The 14,834-nt window shown below is 55.6% G+C and carries 13 protein-coding genes; 8 read left to right on the top strand and 5 right to left on the bottom strand.

What is annotated here, in order from left to right:
* Nucleotides 1-8: 8 nt before the first annotated feature.
* Nucleotides 9-2,672 carry a pyruvate dehydrogenase (acetyl-transferring), homodimeric type gene (gene aceE, locus WM95_RS04145; protein ID WP_023310418.1) on the bottom strand — a complete coding sequence of 888 codons (2,664 nt, stop codon included), beginning with the start codon at nt 2,670-2,672 and terminating at the stop codon, nt 9-11.
* Nucleotides 2,673-2,795: 123 nt separating this feature from the next.
* Nucleotides 2,796-3,560, bottom strand: a complete 765-nt coding sequence (gene pdhR, locus WM95_RS04140) for a pyruvate dehydrogenase complex transcriptional repressor PdhR (protein WP_008501960.1) — start codon at nt 3,558-3,560, stop codon at nt 2,796-2,798.
* A 263-nt stretch (nt 3,561-3,823) separates the two neighbouring features.
* Here pdhR and WM95_RS04135 point away from each other — a divergent pair, with 263 nt between their 5' ends.
* From WM95_RS04135 to WM95_RS04120, 4 genes are all read left to right on the top strand, one after another.
* Nucleotides 3,824-4,051 (top strand): hypothetical protein, encoded by a 228-nt coding sequence (locus WM95_RS04135; RefSeq protein WP_081247965.1) that lies wholly within the window; start codon nt 3,824-3,826, stop codon nt 4,049-4,051.
* A 46-nt stretch (nt 4,052-4,097) separates the two neighbouring features.
* Nucleotides 4,098-5,468: an aromatic amino acid transporter AroP gene (gene aroP, locus WM95_RS04130; RefSeq protein ID WP_045355157.1), complete on the top strand. Its 1,371-nt coding sequence runs from the start codon at nt 4,098-4,100 to the stop codon at nt 5,466-5,468.
* 164 nt (nt 5,469-5,632) lie between these two features.
* Nucleotides 5,633-7,030, top strand: a complete 1,398-nt coding sequence (locus WM95_RS04125) for a glycoside-pentoside-hexuronide (GPH):cation symporter (RefSeq protein ID WP_047742805.1) — start codon at nt 5,633-5,635, stop codon at nt 7,028-7,030.
* Nucleotides 7,031-7,040: 10 nt separating this feature from the next.
* Nucleotides 7,041-7,991 carry a glycoside hydrolase family 43 protein gene (locus WM95_RS04120; protein WP_063409782.1) on the top strand — a complete coding sequence of 317 codons (951 nt, stop codon included), beginning with the start codon at nt 7,041-7,043 and terminating at the stop codon, nt 7,989-7,991.
* A gap of 18 nt (nt 7,992-8,009) precedes the next feature.
* Here the strand turns inward: WM95_RS04120 and ampE are convergent, their stop codons facing one another.
* Nucleotides 8,010-8,864, bottom strand: a complete 855-nt coding sequence (gene ampE, locus WM95_RS04115) for a beta-lactamase regulator AmpE (RefSeq protein ID WP_063409783.1) — start codon at nt 8,862-8,864, stop codon at nt 8,010-8,012.
* 9 nt (nt 8,865-8,873) lie between these two features.
* Nucleotides 8,874-9,425: a 1,6-anhydro-N-acetylmuramyl-L-alanine amidase AmpD gene (gene ampD / locus WM95_RS04110; RefSeq protein WP_063409784.1), complete on the bottom strand. Its 552-nt coding sequence runs from the start codon at nt 9,423-9,425 to the stop codon at nt 8,874-8,876.
* A gap of 87 nt (nt 9,426-9,512) precedes the next feature.
* On the opposite strand from ampD, the gene nadC reads away from it, so the two are divergent.
* The 4 genes from nadC (at nt 9,513) to hofC (ending at nt 13,585) form a co-directional block, all read left to right on the top strand.
* The gene (nadC, locus tag WM95_RS04105) at nt 9,513-10,406 is read left to right on the top strand and encodes a carboxylating nicotinate-nucleotide diphosphorylase (protein ID WP_063409785.1); all 894 of its coding nucleotides are present in this window, start codon (nt 9,513-9,515) and stop codon (nt 10,404-10,406) included.
* Nucleotides 10,407-10,580: 174 nt separating this feature from the next.
* Nucleotides 10,581-11,018, top strand: a complete 438-nt coding sequence (gene ppdD, locus WM95_RS04100; RefSeq protein ID WP_058840541.1) for a prepilin peptidase-dependent pilin — start codon at nt 10,581-10,583, stop codon at nt 11,016-11,018.
* A gap of 10 nt (nt 11,019-11,028) precedes the next feature.
* Nucleotides 11,029-12,411 (top strand): type II secretion system protein GspE, encoded by a 1,383-nt coding sequence (gene gspE / locus WM95_RS04095; RefSeq protein WP_063409786.1) that lies wholly within the window; start codon nt 11,029-11,031, stop codon nt 12,409-12,411.
* Nucleotides 12,401-13,585: a protein transport protein HofC gene (hofC, locus tag WM95_RS04090; RefSeq protein ID WP_063409787.1), complete on the top strand. Its 1,185-nt coding sequence runs from the start codon at nt 12,401-12,403 to the stop codon at nt 13,583-13,585. The genes gspE and hofC overlap by 11 nt, the downstream gene beginning before the upstream one ends.
* A gap of 43 nt (nt 13,586-13,628) precedes the next feature.
* Here hofC and WM95_RS04085 read toward each other — a convergent pair whose 3' ends face one another.
* The gene (locus WM95_RS04085) at nt 13,629-14,672 is read right to left on the bottom strand and encodes a GMP reductase (protein WP_023310407.1); all 1,044 of its coding nucleotides are present in this window, start codon (nt 14,670-14,672) and stop codon (nt 13,629-13,631) included.
* Nucleotides 14,673-14,834 lie beyond the last annotated feature (162 nt).

Raw genomic sequence — 14,834 nt, 5'->3', positions numbered from 1 at the left:
TTTACCTCTTACGCCAGACGCGGGTTAACTTTTTCTGCATCGATGTTGAATTTGGTGATTGCGTCCGCAACCACTTTCTTATCGATTTCGCCACGTTTAGCCAGTTCGCCCAGTGCTGCTACAACCACGTAAGAAGCATCAACTTCGAAGTGGTGACGCAGGTTTTCGCGGCTGTCAGAACGACCGAAGCCGTCAGTACCCAGTACGCGATAATCATCAGCTGGAACGTAAGTACGAACCTGCTCGGCGAACAGTTTCATATAGTCAGTAGACGCCACCGCTGGCGCGTCGTTCATCACCTGAGCGATGTACGGAACGCGTGGAGTTTCCAGTGGGTGCAGCATGTTCCAGCGCTCACAATCCTGGCCATCACGCGCCAGTTCAGTGAAGGAGGTCACAGAGTACACGTCGGAACCCACGCCGTAGTCTTTCGCCAGGATCTGCGCTGCTTCACGAACGTGACGCAGGATAGAGCCGGAGCCCAGCAGCTGAACCTTACCTTTGCTACCTTCGATGGTTTCGAGTTTGTAGATACCTTTACGGATACCTTCCTCGGCACCTGCTGGCATTGCCGGCATGTGGTAGTTTTCGTTCAGGGTGGTGATGTAGTAGTAAATGTTCTCTTGCGCTTCACCGTACATGCGCTGCAGACCGTCATGCATGATGACTGCCACTTCGTACGCGTAAGACGGGTCGTAAGAGATACAGTTAGGGATAGTCAGAGACTGAATGTGGCTGTGGCCATCTTCGTGCTGCAGACCTTCACCGTTCAGAGTCGTACGACCGGAGGTACCGCCTACCAGGAAGCCGCGAGCCTGCTGGTCGCCTGCCTGCCAGCACAGGTCACCGATACGCTGGAACCCGAACATGGAGTAGTAGATGTAGAACGGGATCATCGGCAGGTTGTTGGTGCTGTAAGAGGTCGCAGCAGCCAGCCAGGATGCGCCTGCGCCCAGCTCGTTGATACCTTCCTGCAGGATCTGACCTTTCTCGTCTTCTTTGTAGTATGCAACCTGCTCACGGTCCTGCGGGGTGTACTGCTGGCCGTTCGGGCTGTAGATACCGATCTGACGGAACAGACCTTCCATACCGAAAGTACGCGCTTCGTCGGCGATGATTGGAACCAGACGATCTTTGATCGACTTGTTCTTCAGCATCACGTTCAGGGCACGAACGAAAGCGATAGTGGTAGAGATCTCTTTGTTCTGCTCTTCCAGCAGCTGAGAGAAGTCTTCCAGCGCTGGCAGTTCCAGCTTCTCGGTGAAGTTAGGCTGACGAGCTGGCAGGTAGCCTTTCAGCGCCTGACGACGTTCGTGCAGGTACTTGTGCTCTTCAGAACCTTCCGGGAAGGTGATGTAAGACAGGTTTTCTACCTGCTCATCGGTCACTGGAACGTTGAAACGGTCGCGGATATAACGCACGCCGTCCATGTTCATTTTCTTAACCTGGTGAGCGATGTTTTTACCTTCTGCGGTATCACCCATGCCGTAACCTTTGATGGTATGGGCCAGGATTACAGTCGCTTTACCTTTGGTTTCGCGCGCTTTTTTCAGTGCAGCGTAGACTTTCTTCGGATCGTGACCACCGCGGTTCAGCGCCCAGATCTGCTCATCAGTCCAGTCAGCAACCAGTGCTGCGGTTTCAGGATATTTGCCGAAGAAGTGCTCACGAACGTAGGCACCGTCTTTGGATTTGAAGGTCTGGTAGTCACCGTCAACGGTTTCGTTCATCAGCTGGATCAGTTTACCGCTGGTGTCTTTACGCAGCAGCTCATCCCAACGACCGCCCCACATGACTTTGATCACGTTCCAGCCAGCACCTGCGAAGATGCCTTCCAGTTCGTTGATGATCTTGCCGTTACCGGTTACCGGACCATCCAGACGCTGCAGGTTACAGTTGATGATGAAGCACAGGTTGTCCAGCTTCTCACGGGTAGCGATGGTGATCGCACCTTTGGATTCTGGCTCATCCATTTCGCCGTCGCCCAGGAAGGCGTAAACGGTCTGCTCAGAGGTGTCTTTCAGACCACGGTGTTCCAGGTATTTCAGGAATTTAGCCTGATAGATCGCACCGATTGGGCCCAGCCCCATAGATACGGTCGGGAACTGCCAGAATTCAGGCATCAGTTTAGGGTGCGGGTAAGAAGACAGACCTTTACCGTGAACTTCCTGACGGAAGTTGTTCATCTGCTCTTCAGTCAGACGACCTTCCAGGAATGCACGTGCATAGATGCCCGGAGAGATGTGGCCCTGGAAGTACACCAGATCGCCGCCGTCTTTCTCGTTCGCTGCACGGAAGAAGTGGTTGAAGCACACTTCGTAAACGGTCGCAGAAGACTGGAAGGACGCCATGTGGCCACCCAGTTCCAGGTCTTTCTTGGATGCGCGCAGAACGGTCATGATGGCGTTCCAGCGGATTGCAGAACGGATACGACGTTCCAGATCCAGATTGCCCGGGTATTCCGGTTCGTCTTCGACGGCAATCGTGTTTACGTAGTTGCTAGCCCCTGCACCTGAAGCAACCTTCACGCCGCCTTTGCGGGCTTCAGAAAGCAGCTGATCAATCAGATACTGAGCGCGCTCAACACCTTCTTCACGGATGACCGATTCGATCGCCTGTAGCCAGTCGCGAGTTTCGATCGGATCCACGTCATTTTGGAGACGTTCTGACATGGGGGTATTCCTTATCTATCTAATACGTTGATTTGTCTGGAACCTGTCCCATTGTGCTCTTGGGCAAGAACACAATAAGACAGGTTCTGCGTTTAGTTGCCGCGCTCTAAAAGTACCTGGCGCTTAATCCTTTCGTTGCTGTATGCGGCGTAATGAACGTTCGCGACGCGATTGTTCACGGCTGCGGTCCAGCAAGATTTCCTCAATGAAAGCCAGATGGCGGTGCGACGCTTCGCGCGCCTGCTCCGGTTCCCCGGCCATTATCGCCTCGAATACTCGGGTGCGATGGTTGCTTACCAGTGGGAGCATGTCCCTACGGGCATACAACAATTCAAAATTCTGACGAACGTTCTGGGCCAGCATGGGCTCCATGCAGCGTAGCAGATGGAGGAGCACCACGTTGTGGGCCGCTTCGGTGACGGCAATTTGATACTGGACGACGGCGCTGGACTCGGCGTCTAAGTCGCCGGACTGCTGTGCCCGTTCAATGGCCTGATGCAGTTCGCGGATACGCACGCGATCTTCATCAGTGCTGCGAAGGGCGGCGTAATAGGCCGCAATACCTTCAAGCGCGTGACGGGTCTCAAGCAGGTCAAACTGGGATTCTGGGTGGTCAGAGAGAAGTTCTACCAGCGGATCGCTGAAGCTCTGCCACAGGCTGTTTTGCACAAAGGTTCCGCCGCCCTGGCGACGAAGCAGCAAGCCCTTTGCTTCGAGACGTTGAATCGCCTCACGCAGAGAGGGACGTGAAACGTCGAACTGTTTTGCCAGCTCGCGTTCTGGCGGAAGTTTCTCACCCGGGCGCAGAGTCCCTTCGAGGATTAAAAACTCCAGCTGCTGCTCAATCACATCAGATAGTTTTGGTTGGCGAATTTTGCTGTAGGCCATATTCCCTGTCTTACGCCTTTTTGCCCGGAGTCAATTGGTCTTACCAATTTCTATTTCGTATCGCTAAAGTAACAAAGTATTCACCTTCTGTCCATATTGGTTTTGATTGAAATCAGTAAACCCTGCACATTTTAACAACCTTACAGAAATAACGTTTCAGAAATGTAACTTTGCACAAATGAGTTGATTACTCCCAAAGAGGGAGTTTTAACCATAATGAAACGAGGGTTTTTGCAATCTGAAGCGATTCAACAAGGCAAATAATGAAAATTCGCCCACTTAAGGCGCATTTCTATTCTATAGGTTGGGTGAGGAACAACGAGCGGACCGATTTACAAATGCTTTCTTTTTATTCAAGTCGTCATCACCCCTTCATAAAGCAGGTGCATTCGCAGGCACTTATCACTATTCTGGCGCTTACGGAAGCCATCTCCGCTTTTTTCGGTCTCGTTAACCGTAAAGAAATAAATACAGAATATGGATTTTCATAATTACACACGCACAGCGTGAACATAACAACCACACACGAGGTTTCAAATGGAAGCTCAACAGCACGGCGATCAGCTAAAGCGCGGGCTTAAAAACCGCCATATACAGCTCATCGCACTGGGCGGTGCGATTGGTACCGGCCTGTTTCTGGGCAGCGCATCCGTTATCCAGTCTGCCGGTCCGGGCATTATTTTGGGTTACGCGATTGCGGGTTTCATTGCTTTTCTGATCATGCGCCAGCTGGGTGAAATGGTCGTTGAAGAGCCGGTCGCAGGCTCCTTCAGCCACTTTGCCTATAAATACTGGGGCAGCTTTGCCGGTTTCGCCTCGGGCTGGAACTACTGGGTCCTGTACGTTCTGGTTGCCATGGCCGAGCTTACCGCCGTTGGGAAATACATTCAGTTCTGGTATCCCGAGATCCCAACCTGGGCTTCCGCAGCCGCTTTCTTCGTCATTATTAACGCCATTAACCTGACCAACGTAAAAGTGTTCGGTGAAATGGAGTTCTGGTTTGCCATCATCAAGGTCATTGCCGTAGTGGCGATGATTATCTTCGGCGGCTGGCTGCTGTTCAGCGGCAACGGCGGCCCGCAGGCAACCGTGCGCAACCTCTGGGAACAGGGCGGATTCCTGCCTCACGGTATGACCGGTCTGGTAATGATGATGGCCATCATTATGTTCTCCTTCGGCGGTCTGGAACTCGTGGGCATCACCGCCGCTGAAGCCGACAACCCGGAGCAAAGCATTCCGAAAGCCACTAACCAGGTTATCTACCGCATTCTGATCTTCTACGTGGGCTCGCTGGCCGTGCTGCTCTCCCTGCTGCCGTGGACGCGCGTGACCGCCGACACCAGCCCGTTTGTGCTGATCTTCCACGAGCTGGGCGACACCTTTGTCGCTAACGCTCTGAACATCGTGGTGCTGACCGCAGCGCTCTCCGTTTACAATAGCTGCGTGTACTGCAACAGCCGCATGCTGTTCGGCCTGGCCCAGCAGGGCAACGCGCCAAAAGCGCTGCTCAACGTCGATAAACGCGGCGTGCCGGTAAACACAATTCTGGTTTCGGCGGTTGTGACCGCGCTGTGCGTGCTCATTAACTACATGGCTCCGGAATCGGCGTTTGGCCTGCTGATGGCGCTGGTGGTCTCTGCCCTGGTCATCAACTGGGCCATGATCAGCCTGGCGCACATGAAGTTCCGCCGCGCCAAGCAGCAGCAGGGCGTCACCACGCGCTTCCCTGCCCTGCTCTATCCGCTGGGTAACTGGATCTGCCTGCTGTTTATGGCAGCCGTGCTGGTGATTATGCTGATCACCCCGGGTATGGCGATTTCCGTCTACCTGATCCCGGTCTGGATTGCGATCCTGGGCGTGGGCTATCTGTTCAGTCAGAAAAGCCGTAATGCCATGAAGGCACACTAAGCCTCTCTTCGCGGCACCTGCTTTTGCGGGTGCCGCGCGTTGTTACCTCCCTCACACTTTCATGCCCACAGCGCATTTATCCATATCACCGCCCTGATACTGCAACGCATATATTCCTTTGCCAGCAAATAATTCTCTCCATACCGTAAACCGGAGAGCTGTCGATGGATAACAACACACTGTCAGTAAAAGAAAAGATCGGCTATGGGATGGGCGACGCGGGATGCAATATCATCTTCGGCGCCATCATGCTGTTTGTTAACTATTTTTATACGGATATTTTTGGCCTCGCCCCTGCGCTGGTCGGCGTGCTGCTGCTTTCCGTGCGCGTGATTGACGCCGTAACGGACCCGATCATGGGCGCGATTGCTGACCGTACCCGCAGCAAATATGGCCGGTTTCGTCCATGGCTGCTGTGGATCGCCTTCCCCTACGCGCTGTTCAGCATCCTGATGTTCACCACGCCGGAGTGGAGCTATAACAGCAAAGTTATCTATGCGTTTGTCACCTACTTCCTGCTCTCTTTGACCTATACGGCCATCAACATTCCCTACTGCTCGCTGGGCGGGGTGATCACCAACGATCCAAAAGAGCGCGTGGCCTGCCAGTCGTATCGCTTCGTGCTGGTCGGTATCGCCACACTGCTGCTCTCATTAACGCTGCTGCCGATGGCCGACTGGTTTGGCGGGGATAACAAAGCCAAAGGCTACCAGATGGCGATGACCGTTCTGGCGCTGATTGGGACCTGCATGTTCCTGTTCTGCTTCGCCACCGTGCGCGAGCGCGTGCGTCCGGCGGTACAGACCAACGACGAGCTGAAAAACGATCTGAAAGACGTGTGGAAGAACGACCAGTGGGTACGCATTCTGCTCCTGACCCTGTGCAACGTCTGCCCGGGCTTTATCCGCATGGCGGCCACCATGTATTACGTCACCTGGGTGATGGGCCAGAGCACCCATTTCGCCACGCTGTTTATCAGCCTGGGCGTGGTCGGCATGATGCTCGGCAGCGTGCTGGCAAAAGTGCTGACCGACCGCTGGTGTAAGCTCAAGGTCTTCTTCTGGACCAATATCGTTCTGGCGATTTTCTCAACCGCCTTTTATTTCTTCGACCCGAAAGCCACCGTCACCATCGTGGTGCTCTACTTCCTGCTGAACATCCTGCACCAGATCCCGTCTCCGCTGCACTGGTCGCTGATGGCCGACGTGGACGACTACGGCGAGTGGAAGACCGGTAAGCGCATCACCGGGATCAGCTTCTCCGGCAACATCTTCTTCCTGAAGCTGGGGCTGGCGATTGCCGGGGCGATGGTCGGCTTCCTGCTCTCCTGGTACGGTTATGACGCGGGCGCAAAAGCGCAGAGCGCGAACGCCATTAATGGGATCGTGCTGCTCTTTACCGTCATTCCCGGCATTGGATACTTAATTACCGCGGGCGTGGTGCGCCTGCTGAAAGTGGACCGCGAAACCATGAAGCAGATCCAGTCCGATCTGGAAAAGCGTCGCAATAACTACCGCGAGCTGAACGATTATCAGGAACTCAAAGTCGCTGAGACAAAATAAGGAAAGCCGAATGCAAACCTGGCCAAACCCGTTTATTGAACAACGCGCCGATCCGTACATTTTACGCCACGAGGGGCTGTACTATTTTATCGCCTCCGTGCCGGAGTACGACAGGCTGGCAATCCGCCGCGCAGAGTCTCTTGAAGGCTTACGTAATGCCGAAGAAGTGGTGGTCTGGCGCAAGCCCGACACCGGCCCGATGAGCCAGCTGATCTGGGCGCCGGAACTGCATCACATTGACGGGAAGTGGTACATCTATTTTGCTGCGACGCACACCCAGGCGCTCGACGCGCTCGGGATGTTCCAGCACCGTATGTTCGCCATTGAATGTGCCGACGGCGATCCGCTAGCCGGCACGTGGGTGGAAAAAGGGCAAATCAAAACGCCTTTCGATACCTTCGCTCTGGACGCCACCACCTTTGTTCATCAGGGGAAACGCTGGTATCTGTGGGCGCAAAAAGCGCCGGACATCACCGGAAACTCCAATCTTTATCTCTGTGAAATGGAGAACCCCTGGACGCTGAAAGGCGAGCCGGTGATGCTCAGCAAGCCGGAGTATGACTGGGAGCGTCGCGGGTTTTGGGTCAACGAAGGCCCGGCGGTGCTGGTTCACGGCAATAAGCTGTTTATCAGCTACTCCGCCAGCGCGACCGACGAGAACTACTGCATGGGTCTACTGTGGATAGACCTGAATGCCGATCCGCAAAATCCGGCAAACTGGCACAAATCCCCGCGTCCGGTGTTCGTTACCAGCTATGAAAACCGCCAGTTCGGCCCGGGACACAACAGCTTTACGCAAACGCCGGAAGGAGAAGATGTGCTGGTGTATCACGCGCGGAATTACACCGAAATTGAGGGCGACCCGCTGTACGATCCGAATCGCCATACTCGACTGAAGCTCGTCCGCTGGAATGAAAACGGGATGCCTGATTTCGGCATCCCGCCCGCGGATACGCTTTAGCCTTTGCGGCGCGCTGGCCTACACCAGCGTGCCGTAAATCGTCAGCAGCGCCACGATAATCACCACCACAAACGACGTTTTCTTCGCCATGGAGACAGCGGCCTTCGGCGTTTCAATCTTGTCGGTATGCGGCTCACGCGCCAGCGAGAACTGCGCCAGACGCGTTAGCACCTGGTACTGCGACGTATGGCGATCGGCAAGCGAGGCGAACCATGCGGGCAGCGCTTTTTCACCGTGACCAATTAACGCGTACACCACGCCTACCAGACGCACCGGGAGCCAGTCGATCACGTGCAGGATGGCGTCAATACCGGACTGCAGGCGTTCGTGCGGCGTCAGATAACGGGCGAGCCAGGTCTGCCAGGCGCGCAGAAACGCATATCCCATCAGCAGCACCGGCCCCCACGGACCGCCCACCACGAACCAGAACAGCGGAGCAAGGTAGTAGCGGAAGTTAATCCACAGCAGCGCGTTTTGCAGCTCGCGTAGAAACTCGCGCTCGTCGCAGTCAGGCGGCACGCCGTGGATCATCGTCAGCTCGCTCGCCATGGCACCGCGCGCATGGGCATCGTCACGGGAGGCGGCTTTCAGGTAGGCGTGATAGTGCAAACGCACCTTGCCTGCGCCTATGCACAGCACGCCGAGCAGGATCCACACCACCAGCAGCGGCACGTTGAAAAAGAGTCCGTACAGCGAGCGCAGGAGCAGGAACGTAATGACCATCACCCCTGCCATCATCAGCAGCGTGCGCAGCATGGAAAAATGCTTGATCCGGCGGAATAACACCTCCAGCCGGTGATCCAGATGCCAGTGTTCGCCGAGCTTGAACAGGCGTTCAGCGATGATAACCAGCAGCATGGTAAACAACGTCATGGTATCTCCTTATTCTGACGACGCGGTGAGCATGGCGCGAAACCGGGGCCAGTCAAAGGCCGGGCCGGGATCGGTTTTTCTCTCCGGGGCGATATCACTGTGTCCCGTGATATTGTCGGCGATAGCCGGGTAGAGTACGATAAGCGTGCGGGTCACTGCCGCTAGCCGTTGATACTGTGAATCGGTGTAGGGCGTAGTATCCGTGCCTTCCATTTCGATCCCGATAGAAAAATCGTTGCACCGTTCGCGCCCGTGATACATCGACACGCCGGCATGCCAGGCGCGCTTATCAAAGGGAACATACTGAACCACTTCACCATCGCGACGAATCAGACAGTGAGCCGATACGCGCAGATGTGCAATTTCAGCAAAGAAGGGATGAGCATCGGGATCAATAGTTCCCGTGAATAACGCATCGATCCACGGGCCGCCAAATTCACCCGGCGGGAGACTAATATTATGAACCACCAGCAGTGTGGGCTTTTCATCCTCCGGGCGGCAATCGTGGTGCGGCGAGGGCACACGCCGCGCATCCACCAGCCATCCGTTTTCTAACAACATGCTGGAACTCCTTCTGTATGGTGCAATGACTCGGTTCAGAGTAGCATGTTTCAATATTATGATTCGTTACCAATTTGGAGTTTTATCATGCCGCCTCGCCGCTACAACCCCGACCACCGACGTGAAGCGCTTCTGGAACGTATTAATATGGATATTCCGGCAAGCGTCTCCCATGCTTTGAAAGAAGATCTGGGCGGTGACGTTAACGCTGATAAGGATATTACCGCACAATTGTTGCCAAAAGAGACGCGCTCGCACGCGGTCATTATCACCCGTGAAGACGGCGTTTTTTGCGGCAAGCGTTGGGTTGAAGAGGTCTTTACCCAGCTGGCGGGTGATGATGTGCAGATTATGTGGCACGTTGAAGACGGCGATGCAATTACGGCAAACCAGCCGCTGTTTGAACTGGACGGTCCTTCCCGCGTTTTGCTGACCGGCGAACGTACCGCGCTCAATTTTGTACAAACGCTCTCTGGCGTGGCCAGTGAAGTGCGTCGCTACGTTGACCTGCTGGCCGGTACCCGCACCCAGCTGCTGGATACCCGCAAAACGCTGCCGGGCCTGCGTACCGCGCTGAAGTATGCGGTGCTCTGCGGCGGCGGCGCTAACCATCGCCTGGGCTTATCCGACGCCTTCCTCATTAAAGAGAACCACATTATTGCCTCTGGCTCCGTGCGTCAGGCGGTGGAGAAAGCCTTCTGGCTGCACCCGGATGTGCCTGTCGAGGTAGAAGTCGAAAGCCTGGAAGAGCTGGAACAGGCGATTAAGGCCGGGGCCGATATCATCATGCTCGATAACTTCGAAACAGAGCAGATGCGCGAGGCGGTAAAACTGACTAACGGCCGGGCCCAGCTTGAAGTGTCCGGGAACGTCACTTTCGAAACGATCCGTGAATTCGCCGAAACCGGCGTGGATTACATTTCCGTCGGCGCGCTGACCAAACACGTTCGCGCCCTCGACCTCTCAATGCGCTTCAAATAACGCATTCTCCCCTCTCCACCCGGAGAGGGGAATTTCAGCCCCGCTCGCAGATCTACTGTTCTGCCGTGCAACACTGAAAAAATTCTTGGAAGCCTCCTTCCCGTTCCCTTTTTTGCCTCTCGTTTCTGCTCTTTCCCACTGACAAAGTAGCGGCACTTTGCATAAGGAGCAGATATGGACAGACAACAAGGATTCACACTCATTGAGCTGATGGTTGTCATTGGCATCATTGCGATTCTGAGCGCCATCGGCGTTCCCGCCTATCAGAACTACCTGCGCAAGGCGGCGCTGACCGATATGCTGCAAACCTTCGTTCCCTACCGCACGGCCATCGAGCTTTGCGCGCTGGATCACGGTGGCGTGGAGAGCTGCGACGCCGGCAGTAACGGTATCCCTTCCCCCACCACGACACGCTACGTTTCAGGAATGAGCGTGGCGAAAGGGACCGTGACCTTAACAGGACAGGAGAGTCTTAACGGGCTGACGGTAACCATGACGCCACGGTGGAGCGACGGCAACGGTATGACGGGCTGGACGCGCGACTGCAACATCAGCGCGGACAGCGCCCTGAAACAGGCCTGCGAAGACGTTTTCCGCTTCGACAATAACTGAGGAGCGGATAATGAATACCGATCAACTCGTGGCGCTTTGTCAGCGCCATCACGCTCTGCTGCTCACCAGCGACAGTGACATGGTCAGCATCGCCGTCGTGGGCAGCCCCGCGGCTGAACTCATGGAGGCGCTGCGCTTCGCGACCCAGAAACGGATTGATATTGAGTGCTGGAGCGCTGAGCGTATGGAAAAACACCGGCAGCTAACGTCACAATCGCATCTGCCCGTCGTTTCGCAAACACACTCGACGGTGGATATCCTCAACCACACGCTGCAGCAGGCAATCAGCCAGCGCGCCTCCGACATTCATATCGAACCGATGGAGCACGCATGCCAGATCCGTTTACGCATCGACGGGGTTCTTTGTCCCCAGCCTCCGCTTTCCGCCTCGCAGGCAAGCCTGTTCAGCGCTCGTTTAAAGGTGCTGGGTAATCTGGATATTGCTGAACGTCGTTTACCTCAGGACGGTCAGTTTACGATTGAGCTGGCAAACGCGCCGGTCTCGTTTCGGATCGCAACGCTTCCCTGCAACGGTGGTGAGAAAATTGTGCTGCGTCTGCTGCATCAGGTTCAGCAGGCTCTTGAGCCGAAAGCGCTTGGTATGAGCGCAGAACAACTGGCCTGTTTTAATGAGGTCCTCCACCAGCCGCAGGGGCTGATTCTGGTCACCGGCCCTACCGGCAGCGGCAAAACCGTGACGCTGTACAGCGCGCTGCAGGCGCGTAACACCCCCGACGTCAACATCTGTAGCGTAGAGGATCCCATTGAGATCCCCCTTGCGGGATTAAACCAGACGCAGATTAATCCCCGGGCGGGTTTAACATTCCAGAGCGTGCTGAGGGCGCTACTACGTCAAGATCCAGACATCATTATGGTCGGCGAAATCCGTGACGGCGAAACGGCAGAAATTGCCATTAATGCCGCCCAGACCGGTCATCTGGTACTGTCAACGCTGCACACCAACTCAACGACGGAAACCCTGATTCGCCTGGAGCAGATGGGCGTCGCGCGCTGGATGATATCTTCCGCGCTGTCGATGGTGATTGCCCAGAGACTGGTCCGGCGTTTGTGTCCGCACTGTCGCCGGGAAGCCAGCGAGCATGCTGAATTACCGCACGCCGTATGGTCCAGACCGCTTCCACGCTGGCAGCCCACCGGCTGCGATCGCTGTTATCACGGTTTTTATGGCCGCGTGGCCATTTTTGAAGTGCTGGCGATCGACAATGCCCTGCGTCAGGCCATTGCCAGCGGGGCGGGAATCGAAGTGATAGAGGCGAGTGCCCGGCAGGCGGGAATGATTTCTCTTTTTGAGCACGGCTGCATGGCCGTAGAACAAGGGCTGACCACGATCGAAGAGCTGGTGCGCGTGCTGGGAATGCCGGATGGCTGCTAATCAGCTCTGGCGCTGGCGAGCGCTCACCAAAGAAGGTGAACACCAAAGCGGAACACTCTGGGCCACAGACCGCACTGCCGCCTTCACCAGGCTGATGCGTAGCGATCTCCATCCTCTGGCGCTGACCCGATGCGCTCAGCGACACCGCTGGCAGCCGCATCACTGCTGCGAGATGTTTCGCCAGCTCGCAACGCTTCTGCAGGCGGGGCTGACGTTGTCCCACAGCCTGCAGATGCTGGCAGAGCAACATCCGTTAAAACCGTGGCAGGCGCTGCTGCAAAGCATTGCCGATGAGCTCAGTGAGGGATCCCCCTTTTCAGAGTCGCTAAAAAAGTGGCCAGCGGTGTTTAGCCCACTGCATGTCTCTATGGTGAAAACCGGTGAGCTCACAGGGAAACTGGAGGAGTGCTGCCGTCAGCTCGCGCAGCAGCAAAAAGCGCAGCAGCAGCTCAGAGAGAAGGTGAAAAAGGCCCTGCGCTACCCGGCGATCGTCCTGACGCTGGCCGTACTCGTGGTGCTGGCGATGGTCATTCTGGTCTTGCCCGAGTTTGCCGCGATCTACAAAACGTTTAACACGCCGCTCCCGATGCTGACGCAAATGGTCATGGGGATGGCCGCATTTATCCAGTCCTATGCCCTCGCGTTGTTCGTCGCGTTATTAACGCCCTTAGCCGCCGCCTGGGCACTGCGGCACAATCCTCGCTGGCAGCGCATGCTGATGCACATGCCCGTGATGGGCGCGCTGGCAAAAGGCCAAAAACTGGGGCACATCTTTACCGTGCTGTCACTCACGCAGCAGGCAGGTATCCCCTTTTTACAGGGTCTGGAGAGCGCAGAGGAGACCGTTGAAAGTTGTTACTGGCGGGGGATACTCCACAGCGTTCGGGAGGACATTGAAAAAGGTCTCCCCGTCTGGTCATCCTTTCAGAAAGCGGCCATCTTTACCCCGCTGTGTATTCAGCTTTTACGAACCGGTGAAATGTCAGGTGCGCTGGACATCATGCTGGCAAATCTCGCCCGGCACCACACGGAACAGACCTTTCAACGGGCAGATAATCTGGCGGCACTTCTCGAGCCAATGCTTCTGATTGTGACAGGGGTCATCATCGGCACGCTGGTAGTGGCAATGTATCTGCCGATTTTCCATCTGGGGGATGCGATGAGCGTGGGGTAGTGCTGAACAGCGCTGGCGCACGGTAATGCGCCAGCCGAAGCCATTACAGGCTGTTGAATACGCGGTTTTCCTGTTCCTGAACGCGAATAAACGTCGTACGTTTAGTCAGCTCTTTCAGGCGAGATGCCCCAACGTAGGTGCAGGCCGAGCGCAGGCCGCCGAGGATATCGCGCGCGGTGTATTCAACCGGGCCACGCAGAGGCAGCTTCACGGTTTTACCTTCCGCCGCACGGTATTTTGCCACGCCACCGACGTGACGGGTCATCGCGGATTCAGAGCTCATGCCGTAGAACAGCATAAATTTCTCGCCGTTCTCTTCAACAACGGTACCACCGCTCTCTTCGTGGCCTGCCAGCATACCACCGAGCATCACGAAGTCGGCGCCGCCGCCGAAGGCTTTCGCAACGTCGCCCGGCATGGTACAGCCGCCATCGCTGATGATCTGACCGCCCAGACCGTGCGCCGCATCGGCGCATTCAATGACGGCGGAAAGCTGCGGATAACCGACGCCGGTTTTGACGCGAGTCGTGCACACGGAGCCCGGGCCAATACCCACTTTCACGATATCTGCTCCAGAAAGGATCAGCTCTTCACACATTTCACCGGTCACCACGTTGCCTGCGATGATGGTTTTCGTCGGCCAGGCTTCACGCGCCTTGCTGACGAACTGCACGAAGTGCTCGGAGTAACCGTTCGCAACGTCAATACAAACGAAGTTGAGCGCCGGGTTAGCGTTCAGGATCTGTTTCGTCTTCTCGAAATCCGCATCGGAGGTCCCGGTAGAAACCATCACATGCTTCACCACGTCAGCAGACGCGGACGCAACAAACGCATTCCACTCTTCAGGGCTGTAATGTTTGTGCACGGCGGTAAGAATGTCGAACTGTGCCAGGGCAGTTGCCATCTCAAAGGTTCCAACAGTATCCATGTTGGCGGCGATGATCGGCACGCCAGACCAGGTCTGACCGGAATGCTTAAAGGTGAATTGACGTTCGAGTTCAACGTCTGAGCGACTTTTCAGTGTAGAGCGTTTAGGGCGGATAAGAACGTCTTTGAAACCTAACTTCAGATCTTCTTCGATACGCATGTGCGGATTCCTGGGGTTAGAGGCAAATATGTTAAAAGCACAACTCCAGTGACGTTATCATACGCACTAATACCTGCTCCGCAAGACTGCGAAATTCTCTTTTTTTACGCTACAATCCTATAAATTTACCTGGTAAAAAGCCGGTAAACAGGACCAAACAGT

The organism is Enterobacter cloacae complex sp. ECNIH7, from assembly GCF_002208095.1.
Taxonomy (GTDB): domain Bacteria; phylum Pseudomonadota; class Gammaproteobacteria; order Enterobacterales; family Enterobacteriaceae; genus Enterobacter; species Enterobacter cloacae_M.
The sequence above is the reverse complement of the archived record's forward strand: the minus strand, read 5'-3'. Positions and strand labels throughout refer to the sequence as shown.

What these genes read in the sequence shown, in the direction of transcription:
- WM95_RS04085 (WP_023310407.1), bottom strand. Translation starts at nt 14,672, where the DNA reads ATGCGTATCGAAGAAGATCTGAAGTTAGGTTTCAAAGACGTTCTTATC.
- hofC (WP_063409787.1), top strand. Translation starts at nt 12,401, where the DNA reads ATGGCTGCTAATCAGCTCTGGCGCTGGCGAGCGCTCACCAAAGAAGGT.
- ampE (WP_063409783.1), bottom strand. Translation starts at nt 8,864, where the DNA reads ATGACGTTGTTTACCATGCTGCTGGTTATCATCGCTGAACGCCTGTTC.
- aroP (WP_045355157.1), top strand. Translation starts at nt 4,098, where the DNA reads ATGGAAGCTCAACAGCACGGCGATCAGCTAAAGCGCGGGCTTAAAAAC.
- gspE (WP_063409786.1), top strand. Translation starts at nt 11,029, where the DNA reads ATGAATACCGATCAACTCGTGGCGCTTTGTCAGCGCCATCACGCTCTG.
- WM95_RS04120 (WP_063409782.1), top strand. Translation starts at nt 7,041, where the DNA reads ATGCAAACCTGGCCAAACCCGTTTATTGAACAACGCGCCGATCCGTAC.
- pdhR (WP_008501960.1), bottom strand. Translation starts at nt 3,560, where the DNA reads ATGGCCTACAGCAAAATTCGCCAACCAAAACTATCTGATGTGATTGAG.
- WM95_RS04135 (WP_081247965.1), top strand. Translation starts at nt 3,824, where the DNA reads ATGAAAATTCGCCCACTTAAGGCGCATTTCTATTCTATAGGTTGGGTG.
- aceE (WP_023310418.1), bottom strand. Translation starts at nt 2,672, where the DNA reads ATGTCAGAACGTCTCCAAAATGACGTGGATCCGATCGAAACTCGCGAC.
- nadC (WP_063409785.1), top strand. Translation starts at nt 9,513, where the DNA reads ATGCCGCCTCGCCGCTACAACCCCGACCACCGACGTGAAGCGCTTCTG.
- WM95_RS04125 (WP_047742805.1), top strand. Translation starts at nt 5,633, where the DNA reads ATGGATAACAACACACTGTCAGTAAAAGAAAAGATCGGCTATGGGATG.
- ampD (WP_063409784.1), bottom strand. Translation starts at nt 9,425, where the DNA reads ATGTTGTTAGAAAACGGATGGCTGGTGGATGCGCGGCGTGTGCCCTCG.
- ppdD (WP_058840541.1), top strand. Translation starts at nt 10,581, where the DNA reads ATGGACAGACAACAAGGATTCACACTCATTGAGCTGATGGTTGTCATT.